This is a genomic window from Azospirillum sp. B4 (assembly GCF_000333275.1).
GTDB lineage: Bacteria > Pseudomonadota > Alphaproteobacteria > Azospirillales > Azospirillaceae > Nitrospirillum.
On the sequence record NZ_BACU01000074.1, the window covers coordinates 1 to 23,832 of the forward strand.

At 69.2% G+C, this 23,832-nt stretch carries 24 protein-coding genes; 16 read left to right on the forward strand and 8 right to left on the reverse strand.

Annotated elements, in window-relative coordinates; all coding sequences use genetic code 11:
- The 3 genes from I55_RS03040 to I55_RS03050 all read left to right on the forward strand — a co-directional run.
- Window positions 1-815: sensor histidine kinase (locus I55_RS03040; RefSeq protein WP_044559027.1), on the forward strand; the 815-nt coding region annotated here is incomplete at its 5' end.
- A 10-nt stretch (window positions 816-825) separates the two neighbouring features.
- Window positions 826-2,133, forward strand: a complete 1,308-nt coding sequence (locus I55_RS03045; RefSeq protein WP_376739163.1) for a sigma-54-dependent transcriptional regulator — start codon at window positions 826-828, stop codon at window positions 2,131-2,133.
- A 13-nt stretch (window positions 2,134-2,146) separates the two neighbouring features.
- A complete protein-coding gene (locus I55_RS03050) occupies window positions 2,147-2,983 on the forward strand; it encodes a 3-keto-5-aminohexanoate cleavage protein (protein WP_044559029.1) in 837 nt (278 codons plus the stop codon).
- A gap of 1 nt (window position 2,984) precedes the next feature.
- Here I55_RS03050 and I55_RS03055 read toward each other — a convergent pair whose 3' ends face one another.
- Entirely contained in the window at window positions 2,985-3,185 is a 201-nt protein-coding gene (locus I55_RS03055; protein WP_044559030.1) for a DNA-binding transcriptional regulator, read from the reverse strand.
- 90 nt (window positions 3,186-3,275) lie between these two features.
- On the opposite strand from I55_RS03055, the gene I55_RS32675 reads away from it, so the two are divergent.
- The 8 genes from I55_RS32675 (at window position 3,276) to I55_RS03095 (ending at window position 12,126) form a co-directional block, all read left to right on the forward strand.
- Window positions 3,276-3,953: a helix-turn-helix domain-containing protein gene (locus tag I55_RS32675; RefSeq protein WP_049973785.1), complete on the forward strand. Its 678-nt coding sequence runs from the start codon at window positions 3,276-3,278 to the stop codon at window positions 3,951-3,953.
- 157 nt (window positions 3,954-4,110) lie between these two features.
- Complete coding sequence (locus I55_RS03065) at window positions 4,111-4,365, forward strand: hypothetical protein (protein ID WP_148293550.1); 255 nt, start codon at window positions 4,111-4,113, stop codon at window positions 4,363-4,365.
- 173 nt (window positions 4,366-4,538) lie between these two features.
- Entirely contained in the window at window positions 4,539-5,033 is a 495-nt protein-coding gene (locus I55_RS03070; protein ID WP_083900805.1) for a MarR family winged helix-turn-helix transcriptional regulator, read from the forward strand.
- A 62-nt stretch (window positions 5,034-5,095) separates the two neighbouring features.
- On the forward strand, window positions 5,096-7,126 hold the full coding sequence (locus I55_RS03075) for an FUSC family protein (protein WP_044559032.1): 2,031 nt from the start codon (window positions 5,096-5,098) through the stop codon (window positions 7,124-7,126).
- Between the two features lie 8 nt (window positions 7,127-7,134).
- On the forward strand, window positions 7,135-7,332 hold the full coding sequence (locus I55_RS03080) for a DUF1656 domain-containing protein (protein WP_252180992.1): 198 nt from the start codon (window positions 7,135-7,137) through the stop codon (window positions 7,330-7,332).
- A gap of 20 nt (window positions 7,333-7,352) precedes the next feature.
- Window positions 7,353-8,336, forward strand: a complete 984-nt coding sequence (locus I55_RS03085) for an HlyD family secretion protein (RefSeq protein WP_044559034.1) — start codon at window positions 7,353-7,355, stop codon at window positions 8,334-8,336.
- A 140-nt stretch (window positions 8,337-8,476) separates the two neighbouring features.
- Window positions 8,477-9,922, forward strand: coding sequence for a tetratricopeptide repeat protein (locus I55_RS38920; protein ID WP_159107097.1), 1,446 nt, complete (start codon window positions 8,477-8,479; stop codon window positions 9,920-9,922).
- Window positions 9,919-12,126, forward strand: coding sequence for a tetratricopeptide repeat protein (locus I55_RS03095; protein ID WP_049973787.1), 2,208 nt, complete (start codon window positions 9,919-9,921; stop codon window positions 12,124-12,126). The genes I55_RS38920 and I55_RS03095 overlap by 4 nt, the downstream gene beginning before the upstream one ends.
- Window positions 12,127-12,401: 275 nt before the next feature.
- Here I55_RS03095 and folD read toward each other — a convergent pair whose 3' ends face one another.
- Window positions 12,402-13,310, reverse strand: coding sequence for a bifunctional methylenetetrahydrofolate dehydrogenase/methenyltetrahydrofolate cyclohydrolase FolD (gene folD, locus I55_RS03100; RefSeq protein ID WP_044559035.1), 909 nt, complete (start codon window positions 13,308-13,310; stop codon window positions 12,402-12,404).
- A 230-nt stretch (window positions 13,311-13,540) separates the two neighbouring features.
- Here folD and fucP point away from each other — a divergent pair, with 230 nt between their 5' ends.
- From fucP to I55_RS03115, 3 genes are all read left to right on the forward strand, one after another.
- On the forward strand, window positions 13,541-14,863 hold the full coding sequence (fucP, locus tag I55_RS03105; RefSeq protein ID WP_044559074.1) for an L-fucose:H+ symporter permease: 1,323 nt from the start codon (window positions 13,541-13,543) through the stop codon (window positions 14,861-14,863).
- Between the two features lie 13 nt (window positions 14,864-14,876).
- Window positions 14,877-15,713 (forward strand): amidohydrolase, encoded by an 837-nt coding sequence (locus I55_RS03110; protein WP_044559036.1) that lies wholly within the window; start codon window positions 14,877-14,879, stop codon window positions 15,711-15,713.
- 122 nt (window positions 15,714-15,835) lie between these two features.
- Window positions 15,836-16,261 (forward strand): GFA family protein, encoded by a 426-nt coding sequence (locus I55_RS03115; RefSeq protein WP_044559037.1) that lies wholly within the window; start codon window positions 15,836-15,838, stop codon window positions 16,259-16,261.
- Between the two features lie 74 nt (window positions 16,262-16,335).
- Here I55_RS03115 and I55_RS03120 read toward each other — a convergent pair whose 3' ends face one another.
- The 6 genes from I55_RS03120 to I55_RS03145 all read right to left on the reverse strand — a co-directional run bounded on the left by I55_RS03120 (window position 16,336) and on the right by I55_RS03145 (window position 21,835).
- On the reverse strand, window positions 16,336-16,845 hold the full coding sequence (locus tag I55_RS03120; RefSeq protein ID WP_044559075.1) for a hypothetical protein: 510 nt from the start codon (window positions 16,843-16,845) through the stop codon (window positions 16,336-16,338).
- Window positions 16,846-16,980: 135 nt separating this feature from the next.
- Window positions 16,981-18,312: a phosphatidylserine/phosphatidylglycerophosphate/cardiolipin synthase family protein gene (locus I55_RS03125; protein ID WP_044559038.1), complete on the reverse strand. Its 1,332-nt coding sequence runs from the start codon at window positions 18,310-18,312 to the stop codon at window positions 16,981-16,983.
- 93 nt (window positions 18,313-18,405) lie between these two features.
- On the reverse strand, window positions 18,406-19,134 hold the full coding sequence (locus I55_RS03130; RefSeq protein WP_044559039.1) for an SDR family oxidoreductase: 729 nt from the start codon (window positions 19,132-19,134) through the stop codon (window positions 18,406-18,408).
- Window positions 19,135-19,261: 127 nt separating this feature from the next.
- Entirely contained in the window at window positions 19,262-20,467 is a 1,206-nt protein-coding gene (locus I55_RS03135; RefSeq protein WP_083900806.1) for a UxaA family hydrolase, read from the reverse strand.
- A 1-nt stretch (window position 20,468) separates the two neighbouring features.
- The gene (locus I55_RS03140) at window positions 20,469-20,786 is read right to left on the reverse strand and encodes a UxaA family hydrolase (RefSeq protein ID WP_044559041.1); all 318 of its coding nucleotides are present in this window, start codon (window positions 20,784-20,786) and stop codon (window positions 20,469-20,471) included.
- Window positions 20,783-21,835 carry an aldo/keto reductase gene (locus I55_RS03145; protein WP_044559043.1) on the reverse strand — a complete coding sequence of 351 codons (1,053 nt, stop codon included), beginning with the start codon at window positions 21,833-21,835 and terminating at the stop codon, window positions 20,783-20,785. The genes I55_RS03140 and I55_RS03145 overlap by 4 nt, the downstream gene beginning before the upstream one ends.
- Before the next feature lie 172 nt (window positions 21,836-22,007).
- Between I55_RS03145 and I55_RS03150 the strand changes: the two genes are divergently transcribed.
- Together I55_RS03150 and purU are read left to right on the forward strand one after the other, a co-directional pair.
- Complete coding sequence (locus I55_RS03150) at window positions 22,008-22,832, forward strand: IclR family transcriptional regulator (RefSeq protein WP_083900807.1); 825 nt, start codon at window positions 22,008-22,010, stop codon at window positions 22,830-22,832.
- 118 nt (window positions 22,833-22,950) lie between these two features.
- Window positions 22,951-23,829, forward strand: a complete 879-nt coding sequence (purU, locus tag I55_RS03155) for a formyltetrahydrofolate deformylase (RefSeq protein ID WP_044559044.1) — start codon at window positions 22,951-22,953, stop codon at window positions 23,827-23,829.
- Window positions 23,830-23,832 lie beyond the last annotated feature (3 nt).

The window sequence follows — 23,832 nt, forward strand, 5'->3', positions numbered from 1 at the left end:
AGCGCTTGGCGCAGGCGGCGCTGGACCGCGCCTACCAGGATCTGGAACGCCAGGTGGAGGCGCGCACCGCCGACCTGAAGGCCGCCCAGGCCGAACTGGTGCAGGCGGCCAAGCTGGCCATGATTGGCCAGGTGGCGGCGGGCGTGACGCATGAGCTGAACCAGCCGCTGACGGCCCTGCGCGCCCTGGCCGACAACGCCCGCCTGCTGCTGGACCAGGGCCGCAAGGCGGAGGTCAGCCAGAACCTGAGCCACATCGCCGGCCTGGTCGACCGCATGGCCAAGATCTCCGGCCAGCTGCGCAACTTCTCCCGCCGTAGCGAGGGGCCGGCCCAGCCCGTTCCGCTGCCTGGCGCCGTGCAGGAGGCGCTGGCCCTGCTGGACCGCCGGCTGAAGGAGGCGCGGGTCGAGGTGGCTGTGGAGGTGCCGGAGGTGACGGTGGCCTTCGATCCCGTGCGCCTGCAGCAGGTGCTGGTCAACCTGATCCGCAATGCGGAGGATGCGACAGCCGGCCTGGGTTCACCCCGCATCGCCATCACCGCCACGCCGGCCCTGCTGGACCAGCGTTCTGCCGTGCGGGTGGCGGTGGCGGACAACGGCCCCGGCCTGGACCCGGCCGTGCGCGACCGCCTGTTCGACCCCTTCGTCACCACCAAGCCGGGTGGCCAGGGGCTGGGCCTGGGCCTTGCCATCTCCCTGGCCATCACCCAGGAATATGGCGGCCAGCTGGAGGCCCGGGACGGTGCCGATGGGGGCGCCGTCTTCCTGCTGACCTTACCTTTGGTTCCAGTTGAGCATAATGACCCAAGCATCTGATTCCACGCCCATGGTCCTGTTCGTTGATGATGAGGAGATCATCCGGCTGACCGTGCGCCAGACGCTGGAGCTGGCGGGCCTGCCCGTGACGACGTACCCGACGGCGGAGGCGGCGCTGGCCGATCTGTCGCCCCAGACACCGGGCATCCTGGTGACGGACGTGCGCCTGCCGGGCATGAGCGGCATGGACCTGCTGTCACGGGTGCGGGCCGTGGATTCGGAACTGCCGGTGGTTCTGGTGACCGGCCAGGGCGACGTCTCCATGGCTGTGCGCGCCATGCAGGACGGCGCCTACGACTTCATCGAGAAGCCCTTCGTCACCGAGCATTTCGTGGAAGTGATCCGCCGCGCGCTGGAGAAGCGCGCCCTGGTGCGGGAGAACCGGCGCCTGCGCCAGGCGCTGGACCAGAACGCGGCGGTGGAAAACCACCTGCTGGGCCAGAGCCCGGCCCTGGTGCGCACCCGCCGCCTGGTGGCCGACCTGGCGGGCACGGACGTTGACGTCCTGGTGCTGGGGGAGACGGGCACCGGCAAGGAACAGGTGGCCCGCGCCCTGCACGAAGGCGGCCCCAGGGCGGCCCATCCCTTCGTCGCCGTGAACTGCGGCGCCATCCCGGACAGCATGTTCGAGAGCGAAATGTTCGGGCATGAAGCCGGCGCCTTCACCGGTGCCGCCAAGCGCCGGGTGGGCAAGATCGAATACGCCCACCGCGGCACCCTGTTCCTGGATGAGATCGAGAGCATGCCCCTGGGCCTGCAGGTCAAGCTGCTGCGGGTGTTGCAGGACCGGGCGCTGGAGCGGCTGGGCGGCAACGACCGGGTTGCGGTGGACCTGCGGGTGGTGGCCGCCACCAAGGAGAACCTGCTGGACCTGGCCAACGCCGGCCGATTCCGCGCCGACCTCTATTACCGGCTGAGCGTCGTCACCCTGACCCTGCCGCCCCTGCGCGACCGGCGGGAGGACATCCCCCTGCTGTTCCAGCATTTCGCCTTGCAGGCGGCCGCGCGCTTCCGCCGCCCCTATGCCGAGCCGACGCCCGCGCTGCTGCGCGCCCTGATGCTGAAGGACTGGCCGGGCAACGTGCGGGAACTGCGCAACGCCGCCGACCGCCACGTGCTGGGCCTGGGTGAAGATGAGGCGCCGGGCGCCGGGGGCGGCACCTTGGCCGACATCCTGGACGGGGTGGAACGCCACCTGATCCAGGAGGCCCTGCGCGCCAGCGGCGGCCAGGTGACACGGGCGGCGGAAACATTGGGCGTGCCGCGCAAGACGCTGTACGACAAGATGAAACGCCTGAGCATTGGTGGCACGGAATGAGTGGGGGCACCGAATGAACGCCGATCCCGTGATCCTGACCGTGGCGCCCAACGGCGCGCGCCGGGTGAAGACCGACCACCCCGCCATCCCCCTGACCCCGGCGGAGATCGCGGCGGACGCCGCCGCCTGCCTGGAGACGGGTGCCGCCATGATCCACATGCACGTGCGGGACGGCCAGGGCCGCCATCTGCTGGACGCCGACGCCTATGCCGCCGCCACGGCCGCCGTGCGCCAGGCGGTGGGCGACCGCCTGGTCATCCAGGTGACGACGGAGGCCGCCGGCATCTATCATCCGCCGCACCAGATGGCCGTCATCCGCGCCCTGAAGCCGGAAGCGGTGTCGCTGGCCATCCGCGAACTGGCGCCCGACGCCGCGCATGAGGCCGAGGCCGCCGACTTCTTCGCCTGGCTGGCGCGGGAGCGGGTCATGGTGCAGACCATCCTCTATTCCCGCGAGGATCTGCTGCGCTGGCACGACCTGCGTCGCCGCGGCGTGGTGCCGCAGGTGCCGCACTTCCTGCTGTACGTGCTGGGCCGCTACACCGCCGGGCAGGTCAGCGACCCGCGCGACCTGCTGCCCTTCCTGGCCCCCCTGCCCGATGCCGCCGACGACAACACCGGCGACGTGCCCTGGGCCGTCTGCGCCTTCGGCCGGCGGGAGAACGCCTGCGTGCTGACCGCCGCCGGCCTGGGCGGCCATATTCGCGCGGGCTTCGAGAACAACCTGCACCTGCCCGACGGCACGCTCGCCCCCGACAACGCTGCCCTGGTCGCCGCCGCCGCCCAGGGGTGCCGCCTCATGGGCCGGCCGCTGGCGACGGCGGACGGGGTGCGGGCGCGGTTCGGTTAAATTATCGCACATCCGCGATTCCAAAGAAGTCATTCGGCATCACCGCCCCCTCCGTCGCCTGCATGACGGCCCGCATGGCGGCGGCGTCGGGATGGCGCTGGCCGGTGCACCATCGGGCGACGGTGGAGCGGCTGCGGCCGATGCGGCGGGCGAATTCGGCCGCGGTGATGTTCCCGGCATGGAGGTAGTCGGCGAGCTTCATGCACCAAATAGTGCCTAACTGGCAACCATCTGTCAAATTATTGCCGTTATGGCAACTGACGCCGTGTCGCCACTATGGCAACTTCTGCGCATGACGATGTCCCCGCCCAACCGCATCCGTGAACTTCGTGAAGCCAAGGGGATGACCCAGGAACAGCTGGGCGCCCTGATCGGCACCGACAAGACGGTGATCTCCAAGCTGGAATCCGGACGAACCCGCCTGTCGCAGCCACGCATGATGGCGATCGCCGCCAGCCTGGGCTGCGGCGTGGCCGAGTTGCTGGAGCCCGTGGCGGCACATGCCCCCGCCGATTGGGGGCAGGACGCATCCGTGGAGGTGGCGGAGGTCGACATCTATGGCGACCGGCGCGGTGGCTTCCTGGCCAGTGACGACGGCCAGCCGCAAGGCTTCCGCGAGGATGAGACCGTCGCCTCCTGGCGCTTTCCCGCCACCTACCTGACCGCCGAACTGCAGGTGCGGGCCGCCGCCGTGCGCATCGTCGAGGTGCGGGGCGATGGCATGGAACCCACCCTGCTGCCCGGCGACCGGGTCATGGTCAACCTAGCCGACCAGTCCCCCTCACCCCCCGGAATCTTCGCCCTGTGGGATGGGCAGGGCGTGGTGATCAAGCGGCTGGAACTGATCATGGGCAGCCACCCGCCCCTGGTGGAAATCCGGTCGGACAACCCGCTACACCGCGCCTATGAGCGCGCGGCGGCCGACATCGACATCATCGGCCGCGTCGTCTGGGTGGGCCGTCGGCTGTAGGGCACTACCCGCCCTTGATGCGAAAGTTGCTAGCGTGGCAACTTATGGATTGACGAGCGGTTGCCGTTCAGGCACCGTCTGGACATCGCTTGTTCCGCCGATGTTCCCCTTCCGCACGCGCTGTCCGTTTGGAAGCCCTTTCCCTATGGAGAGGCTGATGACCCGTCTTGAACGCACGACGCACTTGTATTGGCAGTTGGCCCGCCTGGCGCGGCACGACACCTTCCTAGCTCTGGTGGTACGCGGCCTGGACGGGTTGGCGGTGGTGGCGCGCACGGCGCCCAGCTATCGCCTGCGCCGGGCGGCCGCGGCCCATGTCGGCATCGCCGCCCGTGCCCACCGCTTCTTGAACGCCGATAGGCTGGAGATGGCGGCGTTTCAGTTGACCGTGACACGCGGCCGGGGTCGCTAGGACAGCCCGACCATTCGGCGTGACGCTCCATGGTCCTCCGGGAGCCCCGTCCGGCACCCCGAGCTTGGATTCCATCTCCCGCCACCATCCTTCCGCCGCCATCGCGCGGATGCAGGTCTGGTCCGAGGCGAGAACATTTCAACACTAATCGTTAGTATCCTAATGTTCTTCGTATGGAACAAACCGAGCCCCATCCCCTTGTGTCTCCCCAGCATCGGGCCTTCGGCCTGACGCTTTGCCACCTTGCGCGGCGCTGGCGGCGGGAGGCGGACGCCGTGCTGAAGACCTATGGCCAGTCCGAGGCGACGGCCCTGCCCCTGGTGGTGCTGGCCCGCCTGGGGGATGGTATGCGGCAGGGCGAATTGGCCGATCACGTCGGGGTGGAGGGGCCGTCACTGGTGCGGCTGGTGGACATGCTGGAAAAGGACGGCCTGCTGGAACGGCGCAGCGATCCCCGCGACCGGCGGGTCAAGACCCTGCACCTGACGGTGGAGGGCCGCGCGCTGGCCGGCCGGTTGGACGATGTTCTGGATGGCATGCGTCAGCGCCTGCTGGCCGAGGTGACACGGGAACAGCTGGAAACGGCGCTGACGGTCTTCGCGGCGGTGGAGCGTGCCATGGGCTGCTCCCTGGGTGGAGCGGCCCCTGAGGCGGGGGGGGCGCCGTGACCCCCGTCCCGCCCCGGATTTCCTCCCTCTTCCGGGATGTCTGGAAGGGTGCGGGGGATTGGATGTTCGCCGCCAAGACGGCCGCCGCCGCCCTGGCCGCCCTCTACATCGGGTTCAGCCTGGACCTGCCGCGCCCCTATTGGGCGGCGGGTACGGTCTTCATCGTGTCGCAGCCGCTGGCCGGCGCCATGCGGTCCAAGGGCGTGTTCCGGGTGCTGGGCACGCTGATCGGCGCCGTGGCCACGGTGGCCATCATCCCCAACCTGGTGGACGCCCCACCCCTGCTGTGCGTGGCCCTGGCCTTGTGGACCATGGCCTGCCTGACACTGGCCCTGCTGGACCGCACGCCGCGCAGCTATATCTTCATGCTGGCCGCCTACAGCACCGGCCTGATCGGCTTTCCCACCGTCACCGACCCGGGGACCGTGTTCGACGTGGCGCTGGCCCGGGTGGAGGAGATCACCGTGGGCATCCTGTGCGCCACCGTGATCGGCAGCCTGGTTTTCCCCCGCGCCATCGGGCCAGTGGTCACCGGCCGGGTGGACGCCTTCCTGGCCGACGTCGCCCGCTGGGCGCGGGAGGTGATGTCGGGCGCGGAGGAAACCGCCATCATCCGGGCCGAGCGGCGCCGGCTGGCCGCCGACGCGGTCGAACTGCAGATGCTGGCCACCCACCTGGACTACGACACCAGCCCCCTGCACGGTATGAGCCAGGAGGTGCGGCAGCTGCGCCAGCGCCTGGTGATGCTGTTGCCCATCCTGTCGGGCCTGGGCGATCGCGTGCGCGCGCTGAAGGACGATGGCCGCGCCCTGCCCGCGGATCTGGAGGCCCTGCTGGCCGACCTGGGCGCCTGGGTGACGAACGTCGATGCCCAGGCGGAGACCACCGCCGGGTTGCGGGCCCGCATCGCCGCCCTGCGCGCCGCGCCCGGCGACTGGCGCGACGTGCTGACCCTGAACCTGCTGGCCCGGCTGAAGGATCTCATGGACGCCGTCCAGGACTGCCGCGACCTGCGCGCCTACATCCGCAGCGGCGGCCGGGTCCGCAAGGTACGCCGCCGCCGGGGCGGTCGCGCCGGGGCGGAGGTGGTGATGCATCGCGACCTGGGCATGGCCCTGTGGTCGGGCCTGGGCGCCGCCCTGGTCACCCTGCTGGGCGCCGCCTTCTGGATCGCCACCGAATGGCCGGAGGGCGCCACCGCCCTGCAGATGGCCGTCGTCGCCTGCTGCTTCTTCGCCTCGCAGGACAACCCGGTGCCCGCCATCGTCGATTTCGCGCTGTACAGTGGCGTGGCCGCCATCCTGGCCGGCCTCTACATGTTCCTGGTGATGCCGCACATCGACGGCTTCGTCATGCTGGCGGTGACCCTGGCGCCCCTGTTCCTGGTGATCGCCCGCGTCATCGCCAACCCGGCCCTGGCCGGGCGGGGCCTGGCGGTGGGGGCCACCATGCCCACCCTGGCCGGGCTGACCAACACCTTCAGCGCCGACTTCGCCTCCTACCTCAACGGCGCCATGGCCCTGGTTCTGGGGATGGGGTTCGCGGCCCTGGTCACGGCGCTGGTGCGCGCCGTCGGTGCCGAATGGGGGGCGCGGCGCATCCTGCGGGCCTGCTGGATCGACATCCGCACCCTGGCCGATCCACGGAACCCGCCGCCGGAGGGGGGGCTGCGCCCAGTCCTGGCCGGCCGCCTGCTGGACCGCATGGGCCTGCTGGTGCCCCGCATGGCGGCCCTGCCGCCTGGGTCGGAGGTGGCGGCCGTGGACGCCCTGGCCGACATCCGCACCGGCATGAACGTCATGGAACTGCGCGGCGTGCACCGTGCCCTGCCGCCCCCGGCCCAGGCGGCGGTGGACACCGCCCTGGCCGCCCTGACGGAGCATTACCGGGCCATCTGCCGCGCGGGTAGGCAGTTGCCGCCGGCGGCCGCCCTTCTGACCCGCCTCGATGACGCCATGGCCACGCTGATGCCGCTGCCCGACCGCCGGCCGCGCCAGGCCCTGCTGGCCCTGGCCGGCATACGCCGCGCCCTGTCCGACGGCGCGCCCGACCTGCCCTCTCCCCCCTCCAGCCCCGAAAGCCTGGCCGCATGATTGGCGAAATGGACATCCATGGCGTCTTCGTCTCCCCGCTGCTGGTGTGGGGTGTCGTCGCCTTTCTCATCTCCCTGGCCGTGCGCTGGGTGCTGCGCCTGGTCGGGGCCTACCGCCTGGTCTGGCACCGGCCGCTGTTCGATTTCGCCATCTACGTCATCGTGCTGGGCGGCGTCGCCGCCCTGTTCCCCACCGTGTTCCCCTGATCGCCCTGGACGTCGCCACCATGCGCAGCCTCATCACCACCCTGATCCGCCTGGCCGTCACCCTGGTCGTGGTCGCCATCGCCGCCCTGGTGAGCTGGCGTTTCTGGATTTACTACATGGAGGAACCGTGGACCCGCGACGGCCGGGTCCGCGCCGACATCGTGGGCGTCACTCCCGACGTCTCCGGCCTGGTGGAGGAGGTGCTGGTGCGTGACAACCAGACCGTCACCAAGGGACAGGTACTGTTCCGCATCGACCGCGCCCGCTTCGCCCTGGCCCTGCAACAGGCCGACGCCGCCGTCGCCGCCAAGAAGGCCAGCCTGGACGAGTCCATCCTGGAGCGGGACCGCTATCAGTCCCTGAGCGCGTCCGCCGTGTCGCGGGAAAAGCAGGAGCAGACGGTGGCCGCCGCCAAGGAGGCGGAGGCCGTGTACATGCAGGCCGTGGCCGACCGCGCCGTCGCCAAGCTGAACCTGGACCGGACGGAGGTGGTGGCGACCGTCAACGGCTTCATCACCAACTTCGACCTGCGCCCCGGCGACTACGTCACCGCCGGCAAGGCGGTCACCGCCCTGGTGGACAGCGACAGCCTGCACGTGCAGGGCTATTTCGAAGAGACCAAGCTGGGCCGCATCCATATCGGCGACAGGGTGACCGTGCGCCTGATGGGTGACCCGCGCGCCTTCACCGGCCATGTGGAAAGCGTGGCCGCCGCCATCGAGGACCGGGAACGGTCGGACGGCAGCAACCTGCTGGCCAACGTCAACCCCACCTTCAGCTGGGTGCGCCTGGCCCAGCGCATCCCCGTGCGCGTGGTGCTGGACAACCCGCCGGCCGACCTGCGCCTGATCCCCGGCCGCACCGCCACGGTGGCGGTGGTGGGTGCCGACGCCGTGCTGAAGGCGCCGTTGACCAAGCTGCCCCATCCGACCGACCCGCAAATGGGCGCCCCCCAGGCGGGCATACCGCAACAGCCGGCTGCCCCGTCGCCCAAGCCCCGCTGACGGGGCATGGCGTCGCACCCCCGACAGGCGGCGGGGGCGGCGCCGTTTAACCTCCTGGAAGCCCTGGGCCGATGGCCTGGGGCCGCGATGACGCGCGGGGGTAGGTCGGTATCATGGCGGTGGTCCCAGGGGCGGAAGGCATGCCCAGCGCGGAAGCCATCCGCGGCGCCATCGTCCGGTTGGAAGGGGTACTGGCATCGGGAGGCGGCTCTGTCGACGTCCGCTACAACCTGGGCGTCCTGCTGCAGGCCGACGGTCGCCGGGACGCGGCCATGGACCAATACCGCCAGGCCTTGGCGCTGGCCCCCTTCGATGCCCGGGTACACAACGCGCTGGGCATCGCCCATCACGACGCGGGCGACCTGGCCCAGGCCATGACCTGTTTTGAGGACGCCCTGGCCAGCGACCCGGACGACCCGCAGGCCCACAACAACCTGGGCCACCTGCTGCAGATCGAGAACCGGCTGGATGACGCGCTGGCCTATTTCGACTGGGCCCTGGCCCTGCGGCCGGATTATCCCGAGGCGCTGAACAACAGCGGCGTGGTCCTGCAGATGCAGGGCCGCCTGGACCAGGCCATCAGCCACTATCGCCGGGCGGTGACCCTGCGTCCCGACTACGCCGCCGCGCACAAGAACCTGGGCATGACCCTGCTGGCCGCCGGCCGATACGAGGAAGGCTGGGCGGAGTTCGAGTGGCGCTGGCGCGACGGGCAACTGGCCGGGGCCCTGCGCCCCTTCACCCAACCGCAATGGCGGGGCGAACCAGCAGCCGGCCGGGTGCTGCTGGTCCATGGGGAGCAAGGCTATGGCGACAGCCTGCAATTCTGCCGCTACGTCCCCCTGGTGGCGGCGCACGGCCTGCGCGTGGTGCTGGAGGTGCCGCTGCCCCTGGTGCGGCTGATGCGCCAGTTGCCGGGGGTGGAAGCCGTGGTGGCCCATGGCCAGGTCCTGCCGCCCTTCGACCTGCATTGCCCGATGATGAGCCTGCCTTTGGCGTTCGGCACCAGCCTGTCCACCATCCCGGCCTCGCCCCGCTACCTGGCGGCGGCGCCGGCGGAAGCGGAGACCTGGCGTCGGCGGCTGGCGGCGGAGGCACCGGGCGACAACCGGCCCAAGGTGGGCGTGGCCTGGGCGGGGGCCGCCCGCGCCGACACGCCCGATGTCGCCGTGGCCGACCGCCGCCGCTCCATGGGCCTGGCGGCCATGACGCCCCTGCTGGACGAGCACAGCGTTCGCTTCGTCAGCCTGCAGAAGGACGCGGCGGAGACGGAGGTGCCGGGCCGCCTGGGCGGCCTGATCGACACGGTGGTGGACTTCGCCGACACCGCCGGCCTGATCAGCAACCTGGATCTGGTGATCAGCGTCGACACTGCGGTCGCCCACCTGGCGGCGGCGATGGGCGTCAGTGTCTGGCTGCTGAACCGCTTCGACAGTTGTTGGCGCTGGCTACGCGGCCGGGATGACAGCCCCTGGTACCCCACCGTGCGCCAGTTCCGCCAACCCCGCCTGGGTGACTGGGGCACCGTCGTTCAATCGGTGCGCGCCACGCTCGTCGACACCTTCACATCCGGATCCCGTTCATGACCGCCCGCCCCGCTTCCCCCCAGACACCGGCACAAAAGGCCTTCACCGCCGCCTTGGCGCAGCACCGGGCCGGCCGGCTGGAGGCGGCGGGTGTCCTGTACCGCAAGGCCCTGTCGCTGGCGCCCCGGCATCCTGACAGCCTGCATCTGCTGGGCGTCGTCGCCTTCCAGCAGAAGCGGATGGCCGAGGCCCTGGACCTGATCGGCCAGGCGCTGGACCTGAAACCGGCCTTTCCCGAGGCGCTGAACAACCTGGGCACGGTGCGGGAGGCGCAAGGCGACATCGCCGCCGCCGCCGACTGCTTCGCCCGGGCGGTGGCGCTGAAGCCCGACTTCGCGGAAGCCTTGAACAACCTGGGCAACGCCCTGAAAACGCAAGGCATGCTGGAACCGGCGCTGGTGGCCCTGAACCGGGCGCTGGACCTGCGGCCGGCCTATGCCGAGGCCCACAACAACCGGGGCGTCGTCCACCGCCTGCAGCAACGTTGGCCGGAGGCGGAACAGGGCTTCCGACAGGCGCTGGCGGCCAAGCCGGGATACGTCAACGCCCTGTACAACCTGGGCCTGGTGCTGCGCCTGACCGGCCGGCTGGAGGAGGCCCTGCCCTGGCTGGAGCAAGCGGTGGACCGCGCGCCCGACCATGCCGAGGCCTGCTTCAACCTGGGCCTCGTCTTCCAGGACCTGGACCGGCACGACGACGCCCTGCCCCATCTGCGCCGGGCGGCCAGCCTGCGCCCCGACGATCCCGTGCCGCACGGCAGCCTGGGCACGACGCTGCAGGCCCTGGGCCAAACGCCGGAGGCGCTGCTGTCCTATCAGCGGGCCCTGGCGCTGAATCCGGATTTTCCGGACGCCCACAACAACATGGGCATCATCCTGCATGTCCATGGGCGGTATGCCGAGGCGGAGTCCTGCTTCTCCCGCGCCATCGCGCTGCTGCCCGATAATCCCAAGACCCACAACAACTTGGGGCTGGCTCTTCTGGCGCAGGGCAAAGGGGGCGAGGCCGTCCAGGCCTTCGAACGGGCCATCGACGCCCAGCCGGACTATGCCGAGCCCTACAACAACCTGGGCATGGCGCAGCATGCCGAGGGCGAGATGGATCTGGCCCAGGCCAACATCCAGGCGGCGCTGGCGTTGATTCCGGATTATCCTGAGGCCCACAACAACTTGGGTGCCATCTTTCAGGCGAAGGGTGAGCTGGATCAGGCGATCGCCAGCTTCCGTCGCGCCATCGCCCTGAAGCCGGACTACGGCGCCAGCCATAACAACCTGGGCATGTCGCTGCTGGCCGCGGGCCAGTATGCCGAAGGCTGGCGGGAGTATGAGTGGCGCTGGCGCACCCGCCAGATGAGCCCCTACGCCCGCCAGTTCCCCCAGCCGCAATGGCGGGGCCAGGAGGCGGCCGGCAAGTCCATTCTGATCCATGCCGAGCAGGGCCTGGGCGACACCCTGCAATTCAGCCGCTACCTGCCCCTGTTGGCGGCACGCGGATTGAAAATCACCCTGGCCGTCCAGCCGCAGGTGGCCCGCCTGCTGCGCCCCCTGCCGGGCGTGGTCCATATCGTGACGGAGGGGGAGCCCCTGCCCGCCTTCGACCTGCAATGCCCGATGATGAGCCTGCCGCTGGCCTTCGGCACCACGGTGGATACCATCCCGGCCCGGGTACCCTACCTTCAGGCAGACCCGGTGGACGTGGCGCTGTGGCGCGACCGGTTGGACCCGGCGGATGGAGCCTTGCGTGTCGGGCTGGTGTGGGCCGGCAATCCCCGGCGCGACCGCCCGGAACTGGCCGCCGTGGACCGCCGCCGCTCCGTGGCGCCGCAGCGGCTGGCCCCCCTGGGCGACCTCAGTGGCGTGCGTTACTACAGCCTGCAGAAGGACGGCGTGCCACCCGAAGGCTTCCCCATGATCGACCTGATGGGCCAGGTGGAGGACTTCGGCGACACCGCCGCCCTGGTCGCCAACCTGGACCTGGTGATCAGCGTCGACACCTCCGTCGTCCACCTGGCGGGCGCCCTGGGCAAGCCGGTGTGGGTGATGAACCGCCACGACAGCTGCTGGCGGTGGTTCCGGGGCCGGACCGACAGCCCCTGGTACCCAACGCTCCGCCTGTTCAATCAACCGGCGCCGGGGGATTGGGATGGCGTGGTGATGGCGGTGCGGGAGGCGCTGGTGGAGTTTCGTCGTACAGCAGCCGGGTAGCCGCGATAAGCCCCGCGACCAGCAACGCGTTCAACCACACCAGTCCAGGGGCATGGAAGACCACGGCTGCGGCCAACACCGTCAGATGGATGGGGAAGAATCCGATATAGAGCACCCAGCCTTTTCGGCCCGAGGGGCTGCCCCTCAGCCCCTTGACCGTGACAGCGCCCCGCTGAGGGCCAAACCAGCCCTTGCGCCATTCCCCGCCCATGAAAAAGCCCCCGCCAAACCCCTCATCGCAGGATCGGGCCAGCGGCTTGATCGGGCAAGGGCCTTTACGCGAACTCAGCCAGCTCCCCTTCCAACCCGCGGCTGCGGCAGGCGGCGGTCAGGGTGTTCAGCAACAGCACGGCGATGGTCATGGGGCCGACACCACCGGGCACCGGGGTGATGGCGCCGGCGATGGCGGCCGCTTCCTCATAGGCGACGTCGCCCACCAGGCGGGTCTTGCCGGCGGCGGCGGCTTCCGGGTCACGGGCCGGCACGCGGTTGATGCCCACGTCGATGACCACGGCGCCGGGCTTCACCCAGTCGCCCTTCACCATCTCCGGCCGGCCGACGGCGGCCACCAGGATGTCGGCGGTGCGGCACAGGGCGGGCAGGTCGGCCGTGCGGCTGTGGGCGATGGTGACGGTGCAGTCGGCCTGCAGCAGCAGCTGGGCCATCGGCTTGCCCACGATGTTGGACCGGCCGACGACCACGGCATGGCGGCCCTTCAGGCTGCCCAGGTGATCCTTCAGCAGCATCAGGCAGCCCAGCGGCGTGCAGGGCACCAATCCTGGCAGGCCCACGGCCAGGCGGCCGACGTTCACCACGTGGAAGCCGTCCACGTCCTTGTCCGGATCGATGGCGGCCAGCACGGCGGCGCTGTCGATGTGCGCCGGCAGGGGCAACTGCACCAGGATGCCATGGATGGCCGGATCGGCGTTCAGGCTGTGCACCAGGGCCAGCAGGTCGGCCTGGGTGGTCGACGCCTCCAGCCGGTGGGTGACGGAGTGCATGCCGGCGGCGTGGGTCTGTTCGCCCTTGTTGCGGACATAGACCTGGCTGGCCGGGTCCTCGCCCACCAGCACCACGGCCAGGCCCGGCTTCAGGCCATGGCGACTGGTGAGGTCGGCGACCTTGGCGCCGATGCGTTCCCGCAAACCCGCCGCGAACGCCTTGCCGTCGATGATGTGCGCCATGACCTGTCCTCCGCACCCGTGTTCAAAGGTGGCCGGACATTAACGGCAGCGCACCGCCGCGCCAATCCCCCCGGGGTGTTCCCCACCCGAACCCTGCCATGCGGCGCCCGCGCGGACAGGGGTCAGGTGCCCGCCTGGTATTTTTATATTTGACGTATAAATTCATATTTGATGTGCTGCACATCGCCGCCGGCCCGCGCGCCGGCCATAAAAATTCCCTGGGAGGGGACATGTCGGACGGCCATCCGCACCACCAAGCGCCACAGCGCAAATGGGTGATCCCCATCGCGCTGATCGTCAGCCTGTTCTTCCTCTGGGGCGTGGCCAACAACCTGAACGATGTGCTGATCGCCCAGTTCCGCAAGGCCTTCGACCTGAAGGACTGGCAGTCGGGGCTGGTGCAGTCCGCCTTCTACCTGGGCTATTTCTTCTGCGCCATGCCCGCGGCCCTGTTCGCCCGGCGCTACGGCTACAAGGCCGCCATCGTGCTGGGCCTGGCGCTGTACGGCGTTGGCGCCCTGCTGTTCTATCCGGCGGCCGAGTTGCGGGCCTACAGCGCCTTCCTGGGCGCGCTGTTCGTCATCGCCAGCGGCCTGGCCTTCCTGGAAACCTCCGCCAACCCCATCATGACCGTGCTGGGCGATCCCAGCGGGGCGGAGCGGCGGCTGAACCTGGCCCAGGCCTTCAACCCCCTGGGCGCCATCACCGGCGTGCTGGTGGGGCGAGAGTTCATTCTGTCCGGCGTGGAATACACGCCCGACCAATTGGCCGCCCTGGATGCCACGGCTTTGGCCCGATTCCGCGATACGGAGGCCATGGCGGCCCAGTCCTCCTACCTGGTCCTGGGCGTGCTGGTCCTGCTGTGGGCGCTGCTGGTGTTCGCCGTGCGCTTTCCCACCCTGAGCGATGGGGTGGAGGAGGATGCGGGCGACACCGCCGCCAACAGCGGCGGCTTCCGCCGCCTTCTGCGCCACCGGCATTTCCTGTACGGCGTGGTGGCGCAGTTCTTCTATGTCGGTGCCCAGGTCGGGGTGTGGAGCTTCCTGATCCGCTACTCCCAGCACGCCGTGCCCGGCACCGGGGAAAAGACCGCCGCGGCCTACCTCACCCTGTCGCTGGCGGCATTCATGGCCGGGCGGTTCGCCGGCACGGCCCTCATGGGCCGCGTCCCGGCGGAACGACTGATGGGGCTGTTCGCCGGCATCAACGTGGTGCTCTGCCTGGTGGGGGCTTTTGGCGGGGGCTGGCTGGGCCTGGGCGCCATGATCGCCACCAGCTTCTTCATGTCCATCATGTTCCCCACCATCTTCGCCCTGTCCCTGCGCGGCCTGGGGCCCCTGACCAAGCTGGGGTCGTCCTGGCTGGTCATGGCCATCATCGGCGGGGCGGCGGTGCCCGTCGTCATGGGGCGTGTGTCGGACATGGCGGGCATCGCCGTGGCCATGGTGGTGCCCGCCGTCTGCTTCGCCGTGGTTGGCGCCTTCAGCCTGGCCGGCCGTTCAGCCCCAGCGGGGGAGCGGGAAGCGCGCCTGAAGGCCGTCGCGACGCACTGAGGGCGGACCATCGATGATCGATGCCCACCAGCACGTCTGGCGACTGGGCCGGCACGGCCACAGCTGGCCCACGCCGGATCTGACGCCCATCCACCGCGACCATGAGATGACGGAACTGGCGGCCCTGGCCGGCCCGCTGGGCATCACCGGCAGCGTACTGGTGCAGTCCCAGCCCTGTGACGCCGATACCGACTTCCTGCTGGATGAGGCGGCGCGCCATCCCTTCGTCCGGGGTGTCGTCGGCTGGGCCGATCTGAAGGCACCGGAGGCACCGGGGCGCATCGCCGCCTTGGCCACCAAGCCCAAGATGCGGGGCCTTCGCCCCATGCTGCAGTCCCTGCCCGTGGACTGGATCACCGACCCGGCCGTCGATCCGGCCATCCGCGCCATGGTCGTCCATGGCTTGACCTTCGACGCCCTGGTCCTGCCGCCGCATCTGCCGGCGCTGCTGGGCTTCGCGCGGCGGCACCCCGACCTGCCCCTGGTCATCGACCACAGCGCCAAGCCCCTGATCGCGCGGGGGGAGATCGACGCCTGGGCGGCGGGAATGCGCGACCTGGCCGCCCTGCCCCAGGTCCATGCCAAGCTGTCCGGCCTGCTGACCGAGGCGGGCGACCGCGCGACGGCCGACGCGCTGAAGCCCTACGTCGACTTGCTGCTGGACGCCTTCGGCCCCGATCGCCTGATGTGGGGCAGTGACTGGCCGGTATTGAACCTGGCGGGTGATTACGCGGCCTGGCTGGGGATGGCCCAAGACCTGGTGCCGGCCGAGGCTCATGCCGCCATCTTCGGCGGCACGGCGCGGCGGTTCTACCGGCTCCAAGCGGCGTCGCATCGGCCCGATGCGTGACTTTTCCTCACAATACCCGGGAATTGTTGGCGGATTGTCCAGCTCAGATCACGAAGATAGGGTTGTTCCGGGCCCGGGGAATGGGTGATCGGCATAGGCGACCTGGGCTGGAGGGCACGAAGATGGCAAGCGAAACAGAGGTGCGGACCGGGCAGTGCCATTGTGGCGCCGTGCGTTTCGAGGTGACCCTCAGTGACGGCTTCAACTCCATCCGCCGTTGCACCTGCTCTTACTGCCGCATGCGGGGCGCCGTCGTCGTCATGGCGAAACTGGGCGGGATAAAGTTCCTGCGGGGAGAGGAGGCGCTGACCAGCTATCGCTTCCACACCGGATCGGCGCAGCACTTCTTCTGTTCCCACTGCGGTATCTACACCCATCACCAGCGACGGTCCGACCAGAGCCTCCACGCCGTGAACGTGGCCTGCCTGGACGGCGTGAGTCCTTTCGATTTCCATGAGGTGCCGGTGATGGATGGCATCAACCACACGAACGACACTGGCAGGCCAACGCGCCGGGCGGGCACCCTTCGCTTCATTCCCGCCGATTGACGATGGCACCGGTTCGACAACGCGGCCCGGCTGGCCATGGCACATCGGTTCCGTAGCCGGACTGGGCGCGCGGCTTAGTCCACAGGGCCGTGGTGCGCCTCCCAGTTTGCGACAAACTGGGCAGCGGTCCCCTTCCCTTGCGGCGTGTTGTAGTATTGCTTCCAATACGCGGCTATTTCAGGAATGTCACCCGCGCTCGGGATGGGCGTCTTGCCGACAATCTTGCCCATGCGGTGATAGTGCACCCGGCACATGGCGGCGGCATACTGGTCATTATCCTGTAGTTCCGAGGAGGACGGCACCTTGCCGTTCAGGAACTGACGGGTGGCATCCGCCAACCCTTCACGATGCTTCAGGAAATTGGCCCAGATATCATTATGCGTATTGGGCTCCATCTGGAATAGGCCCCGCGCCGGGCCGCCGCCCAATTGGACGCGATAGTGCAAGCCGCTTTCCTGGATGGCCGTGCCCAACAGAAGCTCCGTGGGCGCCTGCAGGTCCGCGTCCAGCCCCAACCGCTTCAGTACCACGGTGATGACCTCGTCCACAAACTGCTTGGGCTGGTTGGTATAGTCCGATGCCATCAACATGCCTCCTTGTGCCTGAGGTTGCCCCACGGCGGCCAGAGAGTCGGATACCCACATATTTTTGGAAGAATATCAACCATAAGGCGCATCGCGAAGCGCAAAACATGCATGGTTCCCGACCTTGCGCAGTGGCTAAAGCAGGTCTTCCACCAGCCGGGCGGCCCATTCGCCCAGGCGCTCATCCAGGCCGCGGTGGGCCCACATCTCCAGCGTGATGGCCTTGGCGTGGGTGAGGTCGTTCTGAAACATGGCCTCCATCTCCTGGCCGAAGCCCCGGCCCAGCACGACGGCGTTGATCTCGTTGTTGAGGGCCACGCTGCGCCAGTCCAGGTTGGACGAGCCGACGGTGGACCAATCGCCGTCGATCACTGCCGTCTTGGCGTGCAGGATGGCGTCCGCGTATTCATGGATGTGGACGCCATCCTCCAGCAGGTCCTCGTAATAGGCGCGGCCGGCCATGACCGACAGGGGGCTGTCGCTGGGGCCGGGGACCAGCACGGTCACGTCCACGCCCCGCCGGGCCGCCTGGCGCAGCGCCCGGGCCAGCTCCGGTGTCGGCACGAAATAGCCGGTGGTCAGGTGGATGGAGGTGCGGGCCAGCGCCACGGCCACCATCAGGCTGCGGTAGATCAGCGGTTCGCCCTGGGTGGGCGCGCCGCTTAATGCCTGGACGGCGATGTCGCCGGGGCGGACCGGCGGCGTGGATGGCGGAGGGCCCAGGGCCGGGATGGCGTCTTCCCCCTGCTCGTGGCGCTGCTGTTCCCAGGTTTCGGCGTACAGACGCTCGAAGTCCGCCACCACGGGGCCGGCGATACGCACATCGGTGTCGCGCCAGGGGCGTTGCTCCGGATCGCGGTTCTCCGCCCCCGGCCCCTGATGGTGGCGGCGGTCGTAGACCTCGCTGATGTTCACGCCGCCGACGATGGCCACCGCGTTGTCCACGATCAGCAGCTTGCGGTGGTCGCGGTGGTTGATGTCCAGGGTCAGCAGCGCCGCCGGATCCACCGGGTTGAAGACCAGCAGGTTCACCCCGCCCTGGCGCAGACGGTCGATGACGGAGGCCGGCGTGTCCTGTGAGCCCCAGGCGTCGTAAATCAGGTTGACCTCCACCCCCGCCGCCCGCTTGGCCACCAGCCGCTCCGCGAAGCGGGAGCCCTCGACCCCGTCGAACTCATAGCTCTCCATGTCGATGCGGCTGCGGGCGCCGTCGATGGCCGCATCCATGGCGGCGTAGGTGGCGGTGCCGCTGCGCAGCAAGGTGACGCTGTTGCCCCCCACGAAGGGCGTGCCGGCGATCATCCGCCCCTGGCGCTTCAGCAGGTCCATCCGGCCGGCGGCATCGGCGCCGGCCAGGGCGCGGGCGATGTCCGGATCGGCCGAGGGCAAGGTGGCGCAGCCCGTCACGCCCCCCGCGAGAACGAGGGCGGTCAGGGCGATGATGACGAAGCTTAGGCGGGGCCGCATGGGCCGGATCGTGCCATCGCCGCCCCCGGCCGGCCATTGCGACCAGCGGCGGGATGGGGCCGAAATCCGGCTTAGGCAGGCATAGGCCCCAGCTTAAGCCGTCCAGCCGCCGTCGATGACGTGGATGGCGCCGGTGGTGAAGGATGAGGCGTCGCTGGCCAGGTACAGCGCCAGCTCCGCGATCTCCTCGGCCCGGCCCAGGCGGCCCATGGGTTGGCGCGCGACGAAGGCGGCCTGGGCGGCGGCATAGTCGCCGGTGGCGGCCAGGCGCTCATCCAGCGAGGGGGTCTGCACCGTGCCGGGGCAGATGGCGTTGCAGCGCACGCCCCGGCCCACGAAGTCGGCGGCCACCGCCTTGGTCAGGCCGATGACGGCGGCCTTGGTGGCGCCATAGGCGAAACGGTTGGGCACGCCCTTGATGGAGCTGGCGACGGACGACATGTTGACGATGCTGCCCCTGCCCGCGTCCAGCATGCCGGGCAGGAAGGCGCGAATGGTGCGATACATCGCCGTGACGTTCAGGTCCCAGGAAAAGCCCCAGGCGGCCGCGTCACACTCCAGTATGGTGCCGGCGTGGACAAAACCGGCGCAGTTGAACAGCACGTCTATGTTGCCGATCTCAGCCGCCAGGGCGGCCACGTCCGCATCGCTGCGCACATCCAGTCGCCGGTGGGCGCACCCGGCCACCTCCGCCAGCTTGTCGGCGTTGATGTCGGTGGCGTAGACGGTCGCCCCTTCCCGCGCGAACAGCTCCGCCGCCGCCCGGCCGATGCCCTGCGCCGCCGCCGTCACCAGCGCGGTCTTACCCTGTAAACGTCCCATGGTGGTTTCCTTGTTCCTCTAGCGCCGGCGGGGCATCCGCCCCTCGGCTATCCTCGCGTTCCAGTCCGCTACGCTCACCGGAAAGCTCCGGCGGCCGCAGTCGCTGCCTCGTTTGACAGGCCTTGCCTCAGGCGGCCCGCGTGGGCAGGCAGGCGGGTCCCACCGGCTCGAACGACTTGTAGGTCAGGATGAATTCCTGGTGGCCCAGCGCTTCGGACACGGTGCGGTCGCCCGCCGCCGCCGCCTCGACCAGGCCCAGGATCTCCGCCCCCACCTCATCCAGGGTGGCCCGGCCTTCCAGGATGCGGCCGGCGTTCACGTCCATGTCCGCCGACAGCCGGGTGTAGGTCTCCGGGTTGGCGCAAACCTTGATGACGGGGGAGATGGCGGATCCGACGACGGAGCCGCGCCCGGTGGTGAACAGGATGACGTGGCTGCCCGACGCGATCAGTTCCACGATTTCCGCGTTGTCGGAAATGTTGGGGAAGCCGAAGCGCGGTTCCCCATCCGGCACCACGTCCATGAGGTAGAGGCCGCCCGACGGCGGGATGTCGCCCGGCTTGATCAGGCCGCTGATGGGCGAGGAGCCGGATTTGGAGTAGGCGCCCATGGACTTTTCTTCCTGGGTGGTCAGGCCGCCCTCCGCATTGCCGGGGGCGAAGCTGCCGAAGCCCATGATGGTGTAGTAGCGCTCCGCCTTTTGCACGCAGGCCTCGATCTCGGCGCCCAGTTCCGGCGTCACGGCCCGATCGGACATGATGCGCTCACAGCCCACCAGTTCGCCCGTCTCCTCGAAGATGCAGGTGGCGCCGGCCTCGACCAGCCAGTCGAAGCAGCGGCCCACGGCCGGGTTGGCGGTGATGCCGCTGGTGCCGTCCGATCCGCCGCAGATGGTGCCCACCACCAGTTCATGCCGCGCCATGGGCACCACCGGCGTCTGGTCGGCGATGGCCTTCAGGCGGGCCACGGCGGCCCGCCCGGCCTCGATGGTGGCCTTGGTGCCGCCAGCCTGCTGGATGACCAGGGTCTCCACCGGCCGGCCGCTGTCCGCCACCGCCTGGCGCAGGGCCTCGCGGTTGAAGCTTTCGCAGCCCAGGGACACCAGCAGCACGCCGCCCACATTGGGATGGGTGCACAGCTTGGTCATGATCTGGAAGGCGTAACTGTTGGGGTAGCAGCCCGGGAAGCCGATCAGGTGCACGTCCATGTCGTCGCTGAGATTGACGATGCGGCGGGCCACATGGTGGGCGCATTCCACCAGATAGGCCACGACGATGACGTTACGGATGCCCTTGCGGCCATCGCTTCTCAGAAATCCACGCATCTCAGCCATATCAGTGGCCCCCTTCGCTGCCGCCGACCACCTGTCGTGTATGGCTGGCGATGTAATCGCTTTTCATGTTGTGCATGTGGACATGGCCGCCCACGGCCACGGCGGCGGTCATGGAGCCGATGGGCGCGCCGTATTTCAGCACCTTGTCCCCGGCGGCCAGGGCGCGGCGCGCCAGCTTGTGTCCCACGGTCACGTCCTGAGCGGCGGTGATCGGGATGCCGTCGATGTCCAGGGCGTCGCCGGCGCGGATGGCGGCGCGGACGACCAGCACGTTGTCATCCGGATGCAGCAGGATGAGGGGGGAGATGGGCGTGCTCATGGGGCTTTCGTCGTGTTGCTGGGGGTGGGGGCGGCCGGATGCAGCAGGCCCTCGGCGCGCAGCTCCTGCCACAATCCGGCCGGGATGGCGGTATCCATCAGCGCCGTGGTCTGGGCCACCTGGGCGGCATCGGCCATGCCGGGAATGACACTGGCCACCACCGGGTGCGCCAGGGGGAATTGCAGCGCAGCGGCGGCCAAGGGCACGCCGAACCGGTCGCAAACGGCCTCAAGCCGGCGCACGCGGTCAACGATGGCGGCGGGTGCGGGCTCATAATTGTAGTACAGCGGGGCGTTCCCCCGCGTGCCGTTCACCAGGATGCCGGAGTTGTAGGGGCCGCCAACCACCACCCTCACGCCTTTGGCGGCGCAGGCGGGAAAGAAGGTATCCAGCGCCGTCTGCTCCAGCAGGGTATAGCGGCCGGCCAGCAGCACGACGTCGAAGTCGGCATGGCCCATCGCCTCCAGGCACACCTGCCACTCATTCACACCCAGGCCGATGGCGCCCACCGCCCCCTGGTCGCGAAGTTCCCGCATGGCGCGATAACCACCGTCCAGGAACTGGCGAAGATGGTGGCCATGCGCCGCGCCGTGGGTGGCGACGCCCAGGTCGTGGGCCAGCAGCAGGTCGATACGCCCCCGTCCCAGCCGGCAGCGGCTTTCGGTATAGGACCGCATGACGCCGTCATGGCTGTAGTCGAACACCGGTTCGAAGGGGGCGGCGGCGGCGAAACCGTGGCGCACGCCCTGCCCATCTTCCGCCACGGGCACCAGCACCCGTCCCACCTTGGTCGACAGCAGCAGCTCTCCGTTCGGGTCCAGTTCCGCCAGCGCGGCCCCCAGACGGCTTTCGCTGAGGCCGAAGCCATAGTGCGGTGCCGTGTCCAGATAGCGGATGCCGGCATCCACGGCGGCGGCCACGGCCGCCCGCGCGGCATCCTCCGCCACCGGTTGGTATAGATTGCCGATGGCCGCCGCCCCAAAGCCCAGCGGGGGCAAGGGCGGACGGGTGGGGATGAAGGATGAGGAGGCGGCCGGCACTGTATCCATTACTCCCGGGGCGGGCGATTTTCATTCATATGCGAAATCGACTTCCGCATATAAAATCGCGGTGCGCGTCCGGGAAGTCAAGCGCCGCACGCCATCCTTGTACGCCGTTCTTGCCCCAGGGGGCGTGCAGATGGCATAGCCGGAAGAGCCCCCGCCCTGGCCGGATAATCCCATGACCGCCGCACCCGATGACACCGTGCCTGATATCGACGACGCCGGCGACCTGACAGGCGACGCGGAGGCTGTGCGCAAATACCGGGCGCCGGCGCTGGAAAAGGGTCTCGACATCCTGGAACTGATGGCCAGCCACGGCGCCCCCATGACGCCGTCGCAAATCTCGGCCCGCCTGAAGCGCTCGGTCAGCGAGCTGTTCCGCATGATCCAGGTACTGGAGTTCCGCGGCTACATCGCGCCGGCCGCCGCCGCGGATGGCTATGAACTGACCAACAAGCTGTTCACCCTGGGCATGGCGCGAGCGCCGGTGCGCACGCTGCTGGAGGCGGCCCTGCCCCTGATGCGCGACCTGACGCAGGCCATCGGCCAGTCCTGCCACCTGGCGGTCGCGTCGGATGACCAGATGGTGGTGGTGGCCCGCATCGAGAATCCGGGACACCTGGGCTTCTCCGTCCGGCCGGGCTATCACCGCAGCCTGGTGGAGGCCCCGTCCGGCGTGGTGCTGTACGCGTTCCAGCCGCCGCACATCCAGACCCTCTGGCGCGCCATGCTGGACCGCGCGGTGGGGCCCCAGCGCACGGCGGCTTTCGCGGTCCGCGCGGACGGGGTGCGCGAACGGGGCTTCGAACAGGCGGCCAGCGACTATGCCATGGGCGTGACGGATTTATCCGCGCCGGTGATCGGCGGCAGCGGGGCGGCGGTGGCCGCCCTGACCGTGCCCTTCATCCAGCACACGCCCCTGGTGCGGCCGCTGACGGACACCATCGCCCTGTTGCAGGCCACCGCCCGCCAGATCGCGCAGGATCTAACGGAGCGGGTCTGAGCATGCCGCCCGGATGCCCGGCATGCGCGCATCCGGGGCTGTGACAGGGCGCCGTTTATGCTAGACCCGGGCAACTTCATTCCAAATAACGCCCGCATGCCTTGAGGAATCGTTCGCCGTGACGTCGCAGAAGCCCTCCGCCCCGAACAGCCCCTACGTCCTGGTCCTGACCTGTCCCGACGTGAAGGGCGTGGTGGCCGCCGTCTCCAGCTATCTGGCCGATAACGACGCATCGATCACCGAATCCAGCCATTTCAACGATGCGCTGACCGACACCTTCTTCATGCGCACGGCCTTCCGGCCAGACGGGGCGGGCTTCCCCGACCTGGACAGCCTGCGCCAGGGCTTTCAGCTGATCGCCCGCCGCTTCCGCATGGACTGGCAACTGGTGGACATGACGGTGAAGCCCAAGGTGGTGATCGCGGTGTCCAAGTTCGGCCATTGCCTCTACGACCTGTTGCACCGCGCCCGCAGCGGTTCCCTGCCCATCGACATCCCGGCCGTCATCTCCAACCACGACGACATGCGGTCCTTCGTGGAATGGAGCGGCATTCCCTACCATTATTTCCCTATGAAAGGGGACAAGGCCGCCCAGGAGGCGGCGTTCATGGATGTGGTGAGCCAGTCCGGCGCCGACCTGGTGGTGCTGGCGCGCTACATGCAGATCCTGTCGGCCGACCTGTGCGGTCAGCTCTCCGGCCGTTGCATCAACATCCATCACAGCTTCCTGCCCAGCTTCAAAGGGGCCAAGCCCTATCACCAGGCGCACGCCCGCGGGGTGAAGCTGATCGGCGCCACCGCGCACTACGTGACCACCGACCTGGACGAAGGCCCCATCATCGAACAGGGCATCGAGCGGGTCGACCACACCCACACGCCGGAAGATTTGGTGGACATCGGCCGCGACATCGAATGCGCCGTCCTGGCCCGCGCCGTGCGCTGGCATATCGAACGCCGCATCCTGGTGGCCGGCCAGAAGACCATCGTCTTCAGCTGAGGC

Excerpts from the sequence above, each read along its gene's own strand:
- I55_RS03045 (WP_376739163.1), top strand. The coding sequence starts at position 826 with ATGGTCCTGTTCGTTGATGATGAGGAGATCATCCGGCTGACCGTGCGC.
- I55_RS03050 (WP_044559029.1), top strand. The coding sequence starts at position 2,147 with ATGAACGCCGATCCCGTGATCCTGACCGTGGCGCCCAACGGCGCGCGC.
- I55_RS03055 (WP_044559030.1), bottom strand. The coding sequence starts at position 3,185 with ATGAAGCTCGCCGACTACCTCCATGCCGGGAACATCACCGCGGCCGAA.
- I55_RS32675 (WP_049973785.1), top strand. The coding sequence starts at position 3,276 with ATGACGATGTCCCCGCCCAACCGCATCCGTGAACTTCGTGAAGCCAAG.
- I55_RS03065 (WP_148293550.1), top strand. The coding sequence starts at position 4,111 with ATGACCCGTCTTGAACGCACGACGCACTTGTATTGGCAGTTGGCCCGC.
- I55_RS03070 (WP_083900805.1), top strand. The coding sequence starts at position 4,539 with ATGGAACAAACCGAGCCCCATCCCCTTGTGTCTCCCCAGCATCGGGCC.
- I55_RS03075 (WP_044559032.1), top strand. The coding sequence starts at position 5,096 with ATGTTCGCCGCCAAGACGGCCGCCGCCGCCCTGGCCGCCCTCTACATC.
- I55_RS03080 (WP_252180992.1), top strand. The coding sequence starts at position 7,135 with ATGGACATCCATGGCGTCTTCGTCTCCCCGCTGCTGGTGTGGGGTGTC.
- I55_RS03085 (WP_044559034.1), top strand. The coding sequence starts at position 7,353 with ATGCGCAGCCTCATCACCACCCTGATCCGCCTGGCCGTCACCCTGGTC.
- I55_RS38920 (WP_159107097.1), top strand. The coding sequence starts at position 8,477 with ATGCCCAGCGCGGAAGCCATCCGCGGCGCCATCGTCCGGTTGGAAGGG.
- I55_RS03095 (WP_049973787.1), top strand. The coding sequence starts at position 9,919 with ATGACCGCCCGCCCCGCTTCCCCCCAGACACCGGCACAAAAGGCCTTC.
- folD (WP_044559035.1), bottom strand. The coding sequence starts at position 13,310 with ATGGCGCACATCATCGACGGCAAGGCGTTCGCGGCGGGTTTGCGGGAA.
- fucP (WP_044559074.1), top strand. The coding sequence starts at position 13,541 with ATGTCGGACGGCCATCCGCACCACCAAGCGCCACAGCGCAAATGGGTG.
- I55_RS03110 (WP_044559036.1), top strand. The coding sequence starts at position 14,877 with ATGATCGATGCCCACCAGCACGTCTGGCGACTGGGCCGGCACGGCCAC.
- I55_RS03115 (WP_044559037.1), top strand. The coding sequence starts at position 15,836 with ATGGCAAGCGAAACAGAGGTGCGGACCGGGCAGTGCCATTGTGGCGCC.
- I55_RS03120 (WP_044559075.1), bottom strand. The coding sequence starts at position 16,845 with ATGGCATCGGACTATACCAACCAGCCCAAGCAGTTTGTGGACGAGGTC.
- I55_RS03125 (WP_044559038.1), bottom strand. The coding sequence starts at position 18,312 with ATGCGGCCCCGCCTAAGCTTCGTCATCATCGCCCTGACCGCCCTCGTT.
- I55_RS03130 (WP_044559039.1), bottom strand. The coding sequence starts at position 19,134 with ATGGGACGTTTACAGGGTAAGACCGCGCTGGTGACGGCGGCGGCGCAG.
- I55_RS03135 (WP_083900806.1), bottom strand. The coding sequence starts at position 20,467 with ATGGCTGAGATGCGTGGATTTCTGAGAAGCGATGGCCGCAAGGGCATC.
- I55_RS03140 (WP_044559041.1), bottom strand. The coding sequence starts at position 20,786 with ATGAGCACGCCCATCTCCCCCCTCATCCTGCTGCATCCGGATGACAAC.
- I55_RS03145 (WP_044559043.1), bottom strand. The coding sequence starts at position 21,835 with ATGGATACAGTGCCGGCCGCCTCCTCATCCTTCATCCCCACCCGTCCG.
- I55_RS03150 (WP_083900807.1), top strand. The coding sequence starts at position 22,008 with ATGACCGCCGCACCCGATGACACCGTGCCTGATATCGACGACGCCGGC.